Source organism: Tianxiuia mixotrophica (assembly GCF_050596425.1).
Classification (GTDB): domain Bacteria; phylum Bacillota; class Clostridia; order Peptostreptococcales; family Acidaminobacteraceae.
Genome location: NZ_CP192292.1, coordinates 3095582 through 3111211 on the forward strand (window position 1 = coordinate 3095582; position 15630 = coordinate 3111211).

At 40.0% G+C, this 15630-nt stretch carries 13 protein-coding genes; all 13 read right to left on the reverse strand.

Annotated features, from left to right (window positions below):
* Window positions 1-70 precede the first annotated feature (70 nt).
* A complete protein-coding gene (locus ACQ4KW_RS13575) occupies window positions 71-394 on the reverse strand; it encodes a hypothetical protein (protein ID WP_430883023.1) in 324 nt (107 codons plus the stop codon).
* A 425-nt stretch (window positions 395-819) separates the two neighbouring features.
* Window positions 820-1485, reverse strand: a complete 666-nt coding sequence (deoC, locus tag ACQ4KW_RS13580) for a deoxyribose-phosphate aldolase (RefSeq protein WP_430883024.1) — start codon at window positions 1483-1485, stop codon at window positions 820-822.
* Window positions 1486-1538: 53 nt separating this feature from the next.
* A complete protein-coding gene (gene pduL / locus ACQ4KW_RS13585; protein WP_430883025.1) occupies window positions 1539-2108 on the reverse strand; it encodes a phosphate propanoyltransferase in 570 nt (189 codons plus the stop codon).
* Window positions 2109-2328: 220 nt separating this feature from the next.
* Window positions 2329-2865: a hypoxanthine phosphoribosyltransferase gene (hpt, locus tag ACQ4KW_RS13590; RefSeq protein WP_430883026.1), complete on the reverse strand. Its 537-nt coding sequence runs from the start codon at window positions 2863-2865 to the stop codon at window positions 2329-2331.
* Between the two features lie 447 nt (window positions 2866-3312).
* Window positions 3313-6351 carry an efflux RND transporter permease subunit gene (locus ACQ4KW_RS13595; protein WP_430883027.1) on the reverse strand — a complete coding sequence of 1013 codons (3039 nt, stop codon included), beginning with the start codon at window positions 6349-6351 and terminating at the stop codon, window positions 3313-3315.
* 9 nt (window positions 6352-6360) lie between these two features.
* The gene (locus tag ACQ4KW_RS13600; protein ID WP_430883028.1) at window positions 6361-7491 is read right to left on the reverse strand and encodes an efflux RND transporter periplasmic adaptor subunit; all 1131 of its coding nucleotides are present in this window, start codon (window positions 7489-7491) and stop codon (window positions 6361-6363) included.
* 124 nt (window positions 7492-7615) lie between these two features.
* The gene (locus ACQ4KW_RS13605) at window positions 7616-9121 is read right to left on the reverse strand and encodes an FHA domain-containing protein (RefSeq protein ID WP_430883029.1); all 1506 of its coding nucleotides are present in this window, start codon (window positions 9119-9121) and stop codon (window positions 7616-7618) included.
* Window positions 9122-9170: 49 nt separating this feature from the next.
* A complete protein-coding gene (locus tag ACQ4KW_RS13610; protein ID WP_430883030.1) occupies window positions 9171-9416 on the reverse strand; it encodes a Flp1 family type IVb pilin in 246 nt (81 codons plus the stop codon).
* Window positions 9417-9549: 133 nt separating this feature from the next.
* Entirely contained in the window at window positions 9550-10293 is a 744-nt protein-coding gene (locus ACQ4KW_RS13615) for a type II secretion system F family protein (protein WP_430883031.1), read from the reverse strand.
* 2 nt (window positions 10294-10295) lie between these two features.
* On the reverse strand, window positions 10296-11045 hold the full coding sequence (locus ACQ4KW_RS13620) for a hypothetical protein (RefSeq protein WP_430886617.1): 750 nt from the start codon (window positions 11043-11045) through the stop codon (window positions 10296-10298).
* Entirely contained in the window at window positions 11015-12211 is a 1197-nt protein-coding gene (locus ACQ4KW_RS13625) for a CpaF family protein (protein ID WP_430883032.1), read from the reverse strand. The genes ACQ4KW_RS13620 and ACQ4KW_RS13625 overlap by 31 nt, the downstream gene beginning before the upstream one ends.
* A 12-nt stretch (window positions 12212-12223) precedes the next feature.
* Entirely contained in the window at window positions 12224-13171 is a 948-nt protein-coding gene (locus ACQ4KW_RS13630; RefSeq protein ID WP_430883033.1) for a hypothetical protein, read from the reverse strand.
* A gap of 904 nt (window positions 13172-14075) precedes the next feature.
* Window positions 14076-15473 carry an oxaloacetate decarboxylase subunit alpha gene (locus tag ACQ4KW_RS13635; protein ID WP_430883034.1) on the reverse strand — a complete coding sequence of 466 codons (1398 nt, stop codon included), beginning with the start codon at window positions 15471-15473 and terminating at the stop codon, window positions 14076-14078.
* Between the last annotated feature and the right edge of the window lie 157 nt (window positions 15474-15630).

Consider the following 15630-nt stretch of genomic DNA (forward strand, 5'->3'; position numbering starts at 1 on the left):
CACCACAAGGTAACTAAAAAAAAGAGCGGTTTGAATAATAATCATCCAAACCGCTCTTTATAGTCTTACCCTATTTATCGTCTATTTCAGTGAATTCAACATCTTCTGCGTCTCGCTTTGGTGCATTGTGATCATGTTTAACGTCTTCAGGACTTGATCCGTCCTGTCTCCATTCAAATCCGTGATCTTGAGCTTCATTTTCAAACGTAGATTGATTCATCTTTGCATTTTCACGGCTACGCATTATATACCAGACACCTGCTGTCACAAGGAGAATAATTCCAAGTGGTGTTGCAAACAACAACCTAGAAATAATGCCTAGGAATGAAAATATTATAAACATCACAAGCACTGCGATTAAACATCCAAAATTACTCGAATATGTGTATCTCATAGGAAACGCCCTCTCTTTCTGATATATCTATTGTACTAAAAAGAGAATCACTCTGACAATATTAATTAGAATACTTTTATCTTCATTTAATTATTCTTTAAGAATTTCTCCTTTTTTCCGTGGATCAGAATCAATATATAAGAAATAGTGTCCTTGAATCACCTTTTGAGGAATCAATTGATCACATAGATGATAATAAAATGGATAATGTCTTGTCGTAAAAATACAAAACCCCTCTGTAGAAAGAGGGGTTTTATTTCATAAATTATATTGACACTCTCATCGCTTCGCTCTGGGAGTAAGGTACGATACTCCAAATCAAAGATTTGGATCGTAGTGCCCTTCGGGCAGTCAGGAAGACACTCTCGCCGCTCCGCTCTGGGAGTAAGGAATGACGCTCGAAATCGAAGATTTCGGTCATTCCATTAGTAATCGCTGTCGCTTACGCCGCCTGTTACTATGGCTACTGATGAGCTTGCGCCTATTCTTGATGCGCCTGCGTCTATCATTTTCTTTGCGCCTTCAAAATCACGTACGCCGCCTGATGCTTTTACGCCTAATTCTGGTCCAACAGTTTTGCGCATAAGTGCGATGTCTTCTGCAGTCGCACCGCCTGTGCTAAATCCTGTTGATGTTTTAACGTAGTCAGCTCCCGCTTCTTTTGCAAGTTGGCAGGCTTTAACTTTTTCTTCGTCTGTCAGCAGGCACGCTTCGATAATTACCTTAAGAAGAGCTTTGCCTTTACACGCTTCAACCACAGCTTTAATGTCTTCACGAACATAGTCAAATTTTCCATCTTTAAGTGCGCCAATATTAATAACCATATCGATTTCATCAGCACCATCAGCAATAGCCTTTGTTGCTTCAAAAGCTTTCACTTCAGGAATATTCGCACCCAGTGGGAAACTGATAACAGAGCAAACCTTTGTCTCAGATCCTTCTAGTTCCTCTTTTACAAGTGAAACATAACATGGATTCACGCATACAGAAAAGAAACCATGTTCTCTCGCTTCTGCGCAAACTGTCTTAACTTGTTCTTCTGTCGTTTGTGGTTTTAGAATTGTGTGATCGATGTACTTAGCTAAATTCATTTCAGGTGTCCCCCGTTCCATTGTACTAAAGGACGCGGCTGTGCGTTACTGAATTAGATAATTTCTACTTGTGCGCCATTTTTAAGGCCAGCAGCATTACCTTCATCAATATCTAGGTGGAATTCCAGTGCATATGTGTCATGTGCACGAGCAAGAACGTTGTTAAACACAAGGCCTCTTTCGCCTTCCACTTTTACGCTTACGCGGTCCTTATCCTTAAGACCAAATTTTTCAGCGTCAGATGTATGCATATGAATGTGACGAGCAGCAGCGATGATACCTTCTTCAATCACAGCTTCGCCTTTAGGACCTTTAATTGTGCAGCCTGGGCTACCAGCAAGATCACCAGAGTCACGCACTGGAGGCTTAACGCCTAGTACAAAACTGTCTGTTAGTGAAATCTCAATTTGCGTAGTCTTTCTAGCCGGACCTAGAACACGCATAGTAAGACTGCCTTTTGGACCTACAACTTCAATTTTTTCATTACAAGCAAACTGACCTGGTTGAGAAAGATCCTTGAACTTTGTTAGTTCATAACCTTCACCAAATAGTGCTTCGATATGCTCTTGACTTAGATGTACATGTCGGTTAGATAGACCAACCGGAACGAGTTTCTTTTCCATAATAATGACCTCCGAATTATATTGTATACATTATACTCACATTCTAATTATATAGTCATTCGGACAAATGTCAATCATTAGTGAACACCCTATAAGCTTTCATAAATCTGGATTTCTGCTTAGTTTTTGGTGATTATGCAAGAATCCGTTTTTATACTATTGATCTAAAATTTTTGTTGACTAGATCAAATTTTTTGCCCTATCAGGAAGTTCATTCAGATTAGCGGTAGACTTCTTCTTTAAGTGTTGCCACAAAAGGAAGATTTCTATACTTTTCAGCATAGTCAATGCCATACCCTACAATAAACTCATCAGGAATGTCAAAACCTTTGTACGTTACATCAATTTTTGCCTTACGGCGTTCCGGCTTATCCAGTAAAGTACAAATGGAAAGACTCTCAGTTCCTCTAGATCTGAAATTCTCAGTTAAATATTGCAGTGTTAGACCTGTATCGATAATATCTTCAACGATTAATACATTTTTCCCTTCAATACTATAGTCTAAATCTTTGATGATTTTAACAACACCCGAACTCTGAGTTGAGTGTCCATAGCTTGAAGCTGCGATAAAGTCGATTTCAACAGGCAGATCAATTTCTCTGATTAGATCTGACATAAACACATTGGCCCCCTTAAGGACACCAACCACTAGCAGTTCCTTGTCTTTGTAATCTTTTGAAATTTGAGCGCCTAATTCTTTCACTTTTTCTGCAATAAGTTCTTTTGAAAAAAGAATTTCTTTAATATCATTGTTCATCTCGTCACCCCGCACAAGCGATTCATAGTTGTTCAACCGAAAATGGATACTTGGAATCATAACCCTAATACCGAACATCCAACAAACATTATATATCTTAATTCGGTTTTTTTCCAGATGTCTATGAATTTTTCATAGATTTTTAAGGAAAAACCCTTGTTTTTCCGTCTGAATTCTGAACATTACAGATTGATTGTACGGTTTTTCATCAAGATCATATCAAAAATTATTCAGACAAGGTGTATATACCCTCTATCAACAAAAAAACCCGAACGAACAGCGACTTTTTTGTTAAAAAATCGAAATTCGTACGGGTCACAGTTCAAAAAGGTTTTAGCACCTTGACGCCTGGCGAACACAGAAAGCCCATGTCCGATTACAACACTATTATAATACAGCACATCCCGTCAGTTGACAAGTGGAAAGGCCAGTATAAATTCTGGTCGTCTAGCAGGTATGGATAAACCGCATAACCAGACTATAAATAACCGGTATAACAACCAGCGTTAATACGGTTGATACAATAAGTCCACTCATGAGAGCCACTGCCAGGGGCATAAATAACGGACTGCCAGAATACACCAGCGGTGTTAGCCCTATTACGGTTGTGCTCGTGCTTAATATAATGGGCCGCATCCTCTTTTGTACGGCGTCCTCACAAGCCTCTTCAATACATTTGCCTTCATTCAACTCATAATTGATGAAGTCCACCAAGACTATGGCATTGTTTACGACAATACCAAGTAAGCTAACCATGCCTAACATGGCTGTAAAAGACAAGGCTTGGTCAAAAACATAGAGTCCAAATATTGAGCCTATAACAGCCAGAGGAACTGTTATCAGAATTATAAGAGGCTGAATAAAAGACTTAAACTGAATGAGTAAAATTAGATAAACCGCTAAAACTGCATAAATAGCCGCTGTGACGATATTCCCAAAGTTTTCACCTATTTTTTCGGGCTCCCCATCAAACTCAATTTCAATGCCTTCATATTCTTTTTGCCTGAGCATAGTTTTTAATTCAGTTTGAATAAGACCCGATGAATAATTTGGCTTGACATCACTTAAAACATGTACGGCCAGCTTGTTATTGTATTTCTTTATCACAGGCAACTGGGATCTTAACTCTACATCTGCAATTTCTTTAAGCAGAACCTTGTGACCAGTGGCTCTTGACTTTATCATAAAATTTTCAAGATCAGTTTTTGACTCAATATTTCCACTAACTATAATAGGATACTCTACACCAAACTTTCTAAATGTACTGGATTCTCGCCCTCTTAAAGCAAGACTCACTTCATTTTGCAAATCAAAATTTGAAACCCCAAAATGGCTTGTTTTCGTCCTATCTGATACCACTTCAAACTCATAAACCCTCTGTTCAAAATCGTCATGGATGTTTTGTGTGCCGCTAATTTCACTAAGCAGCCCCTTTATGTCTTCTGAAACGGCCCCTAAATCATCCATGTTCTTGCCTGTTAATCTCAGACGAACTGGTGCACCAATAGGTTCTGCCTGTTCCAGTTGGTTGACTGTCACACGGCCAGCAGAGACCTTACTATCCATAACATCTTGCAGTGCTAGGACATATTTTTCAATACTTTCATAGGTCTTGCCTGGACCAAACACACTTAAGTCAAGTCTAATCATCATCTGAGCATAGTCATTTGATGGAGCTCTCTTTGATATGGTGTTAAAAAACTTAGGTAAATCCCCACCTATAGACGAAGTGTAGGCTCTTATAGCTTCCTCTTTCTCAAGTATTTGACCCACTTGATCCACAATCGATTCAGTCTGTTCAATATCACCTGACCCATGACTAACAATGTTGATGTACATCATATTGGTATCAGCCTTCGGAAAGAACTGTAAGGGAATCATCTGACCAATATAGGCTGTTGATAAAAGGGCCAAAGCAACGAATACAACGACGACCCACTTATGTCTAAGGCCAGTATCAAGAGCCCTTTCAAAAAAATCTGCTATTCTTATCGGACGGGCTCTTTTTGAAGACTTTCTAAAAAATATATAAGCCATGGATGGCGTTACAAAAAGGGCGATCACATAAGATGCCATAAGAGCTATCATAATGATTTTTGGCAAACTGCTTAAGTATTCACCTGCAATAGAATCCAAAAATAGAAAGGGCATAAAGGCAGCTATTGTTGTTAGGGTTGATGTCAAGACTGGTATAGCCACCGATTTTGTTCCATCCACACAAGCCTTCATCTTGTCTTCTCCGTCATCAATAAGCACTTGTATGGCATCGGATATAACAATTCCATTGTCTACAAGCATCCCTAAGGCCACAATGAGTGCGGATATTGATATCTGATGAATATTCACATCTAAAATCCCCATGAAAATGAAGGTGATAAATATTGATGCCGGTATGGCAGTTGAAACTATGACAGCATTTCGAAGGCCCATCCCAATGAAAACAACCACAATAACAAAGCCTACCCCTTGAAGGAGATTCATTGCAAAATCATGCACTGACTTATCCACCGTTTGGGGTTGGTAGAGGACCTGCTCAAAGTGAAGGTCTTTTGGAAGTTCTTTTTCAAATTTTTCTAGAACACCTTCCACATCTTTTCCCACTAAGACTATATTTTTATTCTTGAGAAAATAGCCAGTGAGAAGAACCGCCTTGTTATGCCCCTCTTTAATTTTGTAGGAGGCCTCTTCTAGTGCCAGTTCAACATCAGCAATGTCGGACAACCTTGTTACGGCACCATTTTCTGGAGAGACACCTATGATAATATTCTTGATTTCCTCTATGTCTGAAAAAGTCCCCTTGGCCTTAACGTTTATTTTTTCTGAGCCCGTATCAATTGACCCTGAAGGAATTTCGACGTTTTGCCCTTTAATCAGATCTGAAATTTCCGCTAGTGAAAGATCAAACTGATTCAACAGTTTATAATTGACTTTCACTTTGACATTTTTCTCTTGCTTGCCCTCAATATCAAAACGAGATATGCCTTCAATTTTTGAAAGATCCTCTTTCAGCTCTAAAGTATAATCATACAATTCTTCATAGCTATAATTTTCACCTGATACACTCACTATAATGCCTGCCGTTTCAACCAGGTCTGTGTCCACATCAATGGTTTGACATTCATCAGGAAGCTCATCCTGTAAATCTTCCATACTTCGTCGCAGGCTTGTCCAAGCTTCATCCATATTCGTCCCATGCTTCATGCGAAGTATGCTCACTGAAATCGAGTTTCTGGAATATGAGTTGGAGTAGTCAAAACCTTCAATTTCTGATATTTCCTCTTCCACTTTTGAAGTCACCAGGGACTCAACATCCTCAGGTGACGCACCTGGATATATAACAGAAACCATAGCGATTGGGGCCGTAATATCAGGATTTTCTTGTCTTGGAGATACATAATAGTTGTATGCCCCCACAAGTATAGACACCACTAGAACAAAGAGGGTGATCTTTCTATACTTAATGGCAGTATATATTGATCCTTTCATAGGCCCTCCTTACTCAGATAAGATATTTACTTCCGATAGATTTTTAACATTTTTCATACCTTCTATAATAAGTTGGTCACCAGAAGTGAGACCAGACACATAAACATTTGTGTCGACCACGTCTTCAAGTTTGACCATTTTCTTAACAGCCATATTGTTTTCCACCACATAGACATAATCCACCGACCCAGACAAAACTGATGACACAGGCACTTTTATCCCCTGTCTCCTACCGATAATGATGTCCACATCTCCAACGGCACCCACCGGATAAGAAATATCCTCAATGTCAATTGAAACCTGATAGGTTCTCGTATTCTCATCTGGAAGACTGTTGATCGTATTTACAACACCCAGATGGCTTGATCCATTTATGGTCACTCTAGCCATCATACCTGGTTGAATATTTTGGACATCTTCCTGGGAAACGCCTGTGTAGAAATTTTTTTTATTGTCACTCAGAACAACAACTGGGTAACCAGCATTGACAAATTCCCCTGACTCGACAAGCAGATTGACAGCTTGCCCATCAAAAGGTGCATATAGGATAGACTCTGCCTGCATATCTTGCCTCTGATCCAAGGCTGTTTTGGCTTGTTTAACACGCTCACTTGCACTTTCTAAGTCTGATTTTGAAGCGCTGTATCTCAGTTTGGCTTCTTCAAAATCTATACGGGAAACAGCCCCTTGATCATAAAGAATCTTCATATCTTCAAAATGGTTCTTGGCAAAGTTATAGGCTTCTTTTGCCTTGCTCTCTTGTGCTGCTGCACTTGAATAATCTGCCTTTGCCGACTCAAGAGCGTACTCCAAATCGACAGGTTCGAGAACCATCAATGGCTGTCCCGATGTAAAAGTCTCTCCTTCTTCTACTAAAACCTCAAGAACCCTTCCCTGAACCTTGAATGACTTGTTTACAACTTTGCCGCTGGTCACAATACCGATGTAGTGAACGGCATCCTCTACCTCTTCACTTTCAACCATCATTGTTTTGACTGGAATCTTCACATGTGTGCTATCTTCTACCACTTTTTCACTGGAACAAGCCGACAAAGTCAGGGCCACTGTGAGCATTACCATGAAAATGTGTCGTTTAAAACTTATGAAATCGCTGCTCTTGCTATTAGACTTTAGTTGCATACAGGTCCCTCCATTCAGTAGTCATCTATACCCAGAATACAAGCTATCCAATTATCTCAAATTAAAATAATCCCGTGGTCTCTGATATTTCTTAAGACCACGGGATTTATATATATATATTCGCTTATCCTACTGATTGGAATGTGAAACATTCGTTTGAAATCCTAAGCACATCGCCGTCGACTAGGGCAATGGGCTGCTCAGGTATGACTTTTTTGTCATTCACATATGTCCCATTCACAGATTTTAAATCCTTGACAGCATACCCGCTGTCAATTTGTATGAGTCTGGCATGTTGCCTTCCAACAGAGGTGTTTTCATGGATTAGTATATCCGCAACACCATCTTGACGACCAATGACCATAACATCCTTATCAAGGGGAAGTTTTTGCCCCTTGGCACTTCTTAGCACATATTTTGTTCGTACTTGACTCATTACAACAGTTCTATCACCCGATAAATCTGTTTGATCCTCTTTTATTTTAAACTTGGATTCAACTTGGAGTTTGTTATTTCTTTTATCACGCTTGACTTCACGTTCTTTTCTATCAATCGCTTTTCTATCAATGCCCTCCATACCCACCTTCGCTTTTTTAGTATTTCCCTTTTTCTTAGTGTGCATTTTAGGCAATATGTTCACTTTCCGCTTGCCAGAATTTGAGGGATTCGACTCAAGACCAAGATTCTTGTCTGAATTATAAATCTTAATAGCAATGTAGGCTAAAATGGAAACGGATAGAATCCCTCCACCAAACTTTTCACTTTGGCTAAGGCCTGACAGCCATATACAAGCTAAAATCAGGACAGTGCATACAAGAAGCCCAATAAGAAGCAGGACCTTGACGTTTGTTCCTTTTGCTTGCCTACCAGTTTGCTTGCTTTTCGCTTTTTTCTTTTTGGAGTGTCCTTTCGCAGAAGAAGGTTTGTACTCTTCAATTTTGGGCTCACCCATCCTAGACGCAAGGGACTTGTCATGAACTGAAACTGCCTTAACCATTGGTTTGCCTTCTTGAGAAAGACCACCGGCCTCGCCTTCATATTCTTCAAGTATATAAGTCAGGCCTTTTATGTGCCAGCCCGGTTCTTTTAGGTAAGTCAGCACTTTAGAAACAAATTCTGAATTCGGCATTTCCAGGCGGGCTTTTTCATAAATAAGGTCCCGAATAAACTTTTTCAGCTTGCCCTCAATGCTTACATTTTGAACCTTTCCTTCGCTTACTTCCTCGTTGACTTCTTCATTCTTTTCATAACTGTTCTTTTTATAACTGTCGATCCCATAGACCAGCATGGTTTGCTTCTTTTGATAGTCGTAATACATGTTTCCCATGTCAAGACTAACAAAGGCCTCATCCAAATAGTATCTGTCAAGCTCACGCACTGTTTTAACAACATTCATAATAAGATTTGACAAGCTTTGATCAGTTAAGACATGTCTTTCAAGAAAGGCCTCCATTGACAAATATGAAGAAACATCTGCTTGCAGGTAGACCTCTTCAACTTCAAGCAGGGGGACAAATCCTGGTGGCCTATGACGGGAGATCATTTTCACGCCTAAAAGTATGTCGTCACGATATACAGAAATAGGGATTCTAAGAGCTTGATTATTGATTTGAGTCACCTCCTTTCCCATTTATTTCGACGATTATAAATTTGATACATTCCATCTAGCTTTATGTGGCTTAAGGGGTTGTGGTTCCTGTACCTGTGCCCGTGCCTGTACCTGTACCTGCACCACTACTGTTTGAATTGCCTAAATCTTGAATATTCACATCAACTCCATCCAATTGCTCTATATGTCTAGTAACAAAATCCAAAACCTTAGTTTTAAACAGCAAACCAAGTCCAATCAGAACAGCCACTATAAAGACCACTTCCACCGTGCCCATGGCATCCTCTTCAAATATAAACCTTTTTAAATCCTTCATTTTTTTCTCCTCTTTCTAATAAGAATTGTACTTCGAGCCTGTCCACTTATGACTGTGGACAAATCCTATTTATAATTTCACCAAATGATTCAAAGCCTTAGCACTTACTTGTATTAGGTCCGAATCACCTGGGTCAACCACTCAACTGCATGAGCAGGCCCACTGCAATCATAAGCATGACCCCAGAAAAAATCAGCATGCTGGGGAAAACAAGCTTTGTTTCCATTTCTTTTGCAGATTGGGTTGCCAAGTCCCGCCGGGTCTGCCAGGATGTTTTTATAAGCCTGTCTAGGTCAGCATTTGACCCTGACCCATACTTCTCAATTTGGTCAAGAATTGATGTAAATTCAGCCACAAAGGAATGCCTTAGACTCCCATTAAGACTTGCAAAGACTTCCCTTGTATTGGCATTGGTATTCAAATCAGATACAGCCTTCTCAATGACCTCTGTATAGGCGTTTTCTTCCACCCCTTCTGTGCTCATAATAAATGCCTTTCGCACACTCATCCCAGACCCTAAAAACATAGAACAATTAGAGGCTAGCCTGGCAAAAACAAGGGTGGCTTCCCTCTCTCGCCTTGTCAGCTTTCGCTTTATGTCTACCTGCTCTGCAAAAATACCCATTGGTAGGGCTGAAACAGCCAGTACAGCCAGGGTCAAGCCATCAAGATCGCTTAGTAGACCATATAAAATAGAAAACACCAAAATCATACATCCCGAAACACACCCCCTTGCTAGGACATACTCAAAGGGATACTCCACGTCTTGACCATAAAGCTTTAATGATGTCCTGCGCATTTCTGTCAGAGGCACTTTATCAACCAAGTGCGTGTTCTTTTCAAAAAGCCCCATTAATTTTAAATACAAGGATTCCATAACTACACCTCAATCTTAGTTAGATGGGTTCCAATACTTCTTCCTGCAACCATCAAGGACAAGGATAAGGTCATAACGGCAACACCAATCACCGTTTCATACAAAACTTCAAACATTTCTGGCAGAACAGAATTAAGGAGCATAATCATAAGGTATCCCAAATAGAATAAGACCTTTTGCTCAAAAACCTTGCTCGATGCAAGCACCCAGACATGTCTATCCGTTTCGATTCTTTGTGAAATTGTTCGAGCCGTTACACTGACTTTTTCCACCATGTCCCCACCATATTCTTGTATAACGGTGACAACTCGACCGAAGTCGGTGATTTCGCTTAAACCTTCAACCTGTCCCCACTCTATAATGTAGGGGCCCGGATAGGGGTCAAGCATGAGTTTTGTGTTTAAATCTTTCAACGAGGTCATAATCCAGGCATTTTCGTCTGGATAAAGTGACTTCATCTCATTTTCTGCCTCGTTAAAGCAGGCTTGGATTGAAAGTCCTGACGCACTCAACCGTCTAATAACATGAAGGAGTTCAACGAAGGCTAAAGCATTTTTTTGCCTTTCACTAGCCTCTAACTCTTTGACCCTTTTCTTCAAGGTGAACAGGGAAAAGACAAATATGAATAGCATACCCACAGGACTCTTATAAAAGACGTAGCCTGTTACAAGGGAAAATAGGACGGCCTCCATTATGGCCCTCGGAAAGTATTTGGAGTGAACTAAGTCTCTGAATACATGTCTAGTTTCCAATTGTTTTTCATCTCCCCACATTTGATATAACCTTGTCGTCTGTCATAGGCATATAGCACCTGGGTTTCTACCGTCTTATCTGAATATGACATGATCTCTTCCACTGTGACCACCCGCCTTGTACCATCTTTAAAACGCCTTAAATACACAATCAAATCAAGTCCACTGGCAATTTGACTTCGAATAGAATGAAGGGGGATTTCACTGGCCCCAGATAAGATCATGGTTTCAAGTCTATGGAGCATGTCTGTGCCTGAGTTGCTGTGTCCGGTGGTTAAAGACCCCTCATGCCCTGTGTTCATGGCCTGGAGCATATCAAGGGCTTCTGGGCCACGCACCTCTCCTACAATAATTCTGTCTGGTCGCATCCTAAGGGACGACTTGATTAAATCGCGCATGGATACGGTTAAATCTTCATTGCCTTTGCTATCTCTGGTTTCAAGTCGAATCAAGTTGGGAATACCTGATATTTTTAGCTCTGCACTGTCTTCAACGGTTACAATACGCTCGTCTGAAGGAATATAGTCACTTAGGGCATTTAAAAATGTTGTCTTTCCTGACCCAGCCCCCCCGCAAATCAAGATATTGTGCCTGGTTTCAACAGCCTTTGAAAGAAAATCAGCAATCTCTTGTGATAGACCACCAAATTCAATGAGCTTGTCCATAGTCAGCTTATCCTTGCTAAACTTTCTTATGGTCACGGCTGCCCCATCCAGGGCAACTGGCGGCAGGACCACATTCACTCGAGACCCATCCTTTAACCTTGCATCAGCTATAGGCTGGGATCGATTGACCTTTCTATCAACATCAGAAACAATTTGCTGAACGATAGATTCTAGGCGTTCAGCCGATTCAAATTCCACATCAGACTGTATGAGTTTGCCCTTCACTTCTATGAAGATATTCCTTGGACCATTTATCATAATCTCCGTAACAGAGTCATCATCGAGCAAGGGCTGGAGGACATCATACCGTCTCATTCTATTAAATATTTTGCTGATTAAAGTCTTGCGATCATCGTTGGTCAGATTCCTACACGCGCCCGCATCAAGAACCACATCCTCAATGGCGCTGTAAACCATGTCATCTTCGCTTATGGAATCCCTTGTCAACTTGTCACGCACTGTCATCATAAGTGCATTCATATCCTTGTTTTCAATCATCATTCAAACCAATCCTTATACCTTCATCCGCTTGAGCATTTGTCTATAAACACCCTTGTGTTCATGTTCTGACCTGTCCCACTCTTCTAAATCAAAGTGCCTTGTTTTTAAGTCAAGACGGCAGTCGCTTAGGTCCAAGTAAGACTTGAAGCTTTCATCTTCTTTAAGATTTAAATCAGACCCTAGCCACACAAACATATCAGACCGCTTCAAAAGGGCTTGAAAGCCTAAGCTATAAGCCGTTCCAAGATGCCAGACAATTGTTTTGTACTGGATTTGATTGTCTAGGGCTTCAATGATGTTTTCGCTTACTGACTCAGTCCAAAGGGAGGCGTCAAATGGATAGGGTTTGGGGATGTAATAAAGGTCTTCACATAATTGCATGGTCAGGGCTTCAAGTGACCCTCTCAGCTTGCCTGATGAACTTGATGCATAGTAGACAAACCGACCAAAAGGGTCGCGAATATAATTAGCTTCTGTTTCCATCGACCTATAAGACCGTGTTAGGGAGACCAACAGTGTTTTATCCTGCCATGCAAAACGCCCCATATGCTCCGATAAATCGTATCCAATTTTCGTTTCTGAGGTGGACGCAACCACGATGTGTTTTACTTTTCCAGATGTAGACTGGCCCTTTGCAAAAGTCAAAATGCGTGTGACCAATTGATCCGCAGGCATGTACTTAAATATGCCGTTTTCCTCGTAGGTCTCATTTTTTTGATCAATAAGATAAACAGACTTGCCAGCTTGAGCAGTAAACGCACTTAAATCTGTCGTGTCTCGCCCACTTTCACCAGTGGATTTATCAATAAGGAGAATATCCACATAGTCAGGCCCTTCACCCTTTGACGCATTCAAATTGATAATTTTCAAATCTTCAGAATGATTCTTCAGTACATACTTATCAAACATCTTGAACCAGCTTTGATCACTGGTAATAATTCCTATTAATACTTTACTCATTTCATCACCTACCATTTATTTACAATATAAACTATAACATCAATGCCATTATTTGTAAATAGATATTAAGTGTCTTAAACGTATTGATTTAATGAGTGTTTCCATATATAATTAATATGATTTCTGGAAACAGAATCATCAGTTCTTACGTAAGGGTTCACACAACAAAAAGACATCTGTGGTTACACAGGTGTCTTTTTGTGTCTAAATCTATTTATTTTTCGCACCCAAGACTAAAATTTCCCTGTCCGGTAAATCTGACCGAATTGGATTCATACTGAGATCCAACCAACCATCGTGAATGATCTTCTTATCAAGATATATATCTAAATCCCCCTCACGATAGACTTCGTAATCCGCCGGATTACGTGGAGACCAAGTTTGCACTGTGATCTCCCTGATTGCAGATCAGCAGCTGGTTAACGCATCAAGTCTTATTGTCAGTTCATGTGTCCTTAATTGTCTTAGGTATCTGTGTACATCTTCATGTACAGTAAATTTCACAGTGTCACCCCACTTCCTAAATTTAAGGCAAATCTATCTGCCTTAAAATTGCCAATGCCCTTAATGACCTCTTAAACCATTATAATCATAGGCTGTTCATAAAAGACCATGGTGGATTCTAACAATATTAATAATCCTTTCTTCTCGAACACTTTCTTACTCTATTTTTACCCCTTCCCCAAAAGATGGCACAAGTTTTTTCTGTGTAGACCCCAAGTTTTCTTTGTAGCCCCATAATTAAACTTTACAATTGATAAACTTTAAAGTCGATAAACCACTTTGCAATCAATTTAACTTTGCAATCGTCCTACAAAGTTTACACATAAAAAACCGCCAAACACATGGTTTGGCGGCTAAATTATAAGAATAAAGTTGATCTATCTTACAAAGTCATATTCAATTATACAGGATACGTTTTTTGTTCCTTATCAACCATTTCACTATCAATTTTATATTTTTGAGCTTGGCGATACTTGAAGTATTCTTCGGCAGGCTGTGGGAACAGTGCATACGATAGAACATCTTCGTCTGTTTCAAAGTACTCTGCCATTTTCTTCTTTTCTGATTCAAGAATTGGTTCAAGTGTATCAGCTGGTCTGCATGTCACAACTTCTTGATCCCCAATGATTTTCTTAATGAAGTCTTCCTTCATAGGAACAGTGGAACGTCCATACATGCCTTTAACGTAAGCCTTCACTTCGTTAGGGACCATTTTGTATCGTTCACCTGTGATAACATTCAGAACAGCCTGTGTACCCACAATTTGGCTTGTTGGTGTTACAAGTGGTGGATAACCAAGATCTTCACGAACTCTAGGAACTTCCTTAAGCACGTCATCAAATTTGTCCAGAGCATTTTGCATCGTCAGCTGAGAAACTAAGTTAGACAGCATGCCACCAGGAACCTGATATACAAGTGTATTAATATCAACACCCAGAACCTTTGGATTTAAAAGACCTGACTCCAGTGACTTTTCACGGATTGGTGCAAAGTATTCAGCAATATCATTTAAAACCTTCATATCAAGATCTGTTTCATATGGTGTGTCCATCAACGTTGAAACAAATGACTCTGTCGGCGGTTGTGATGTGCCCATAGAGAATGGAGAAATCGCTGTATCTACAATATCAACGCCTGCTTCTATAGCTTTTAAGTATGTCATACTTGCCAGACCAGAAGTGCAGTGTGAGTGCATTTCAATTGGGACATTGACAGCCTTTTTAAGAGCCCCTACAAGTTCATATGCCGAGTAAGGTTTTAATAGACCAGACATGTCTTTAATACAGATTGAATCAGCGCCCATTGATTCCATGTCCTTAGCAAGTTTCACATAAGTGTCAACTGTATGAACTGGAGAAATTGTATATGAAATAGCCGCTTGTGCATGTGCGCCTTCTTTTTTTGTTTGATCAATGGCTGTTTCAAGATTTCGAATGTCATTAAGTGCATCGAAAATACGGATAATATCAATCCCGTTATGAACAGCATGCTTTACGAACTCACGAACAACATCATCTGGATAATGCTTGTATCCAAGAATATTCTGTCCACGAAGAAGCATTTGTAACTTTGTATTTTTTACATGCTTCTTTATAGTACGCAGTCTGTCCCATGGACTTTCACTCAAAAATCTCAGCGACGCATCGAATGTCGCTCCACCCCAGCACTCAAGTGCATGGTAGCCTGCATTATCAAGAGCCTCTAGTATCGGCACCATTTGTTCAGTTTTTAATCTTGTTGCAATCAATGATTGGTGTGCATCACGTAGTATAGTTTCGGTAATTTTAACCTTCGACATGGTCACGCCTCCCTGTGCGGTTTTACTTCTTAGTTTATATGCTCATTATACATCTGCCATTTTCGAGTGTACAGGCACATAGAAAAGTGATATTATATAAGCAGTTAATATAGTAAGTTATTTCGAAAACAAACCTTTATATTATTAGGAGGACCTA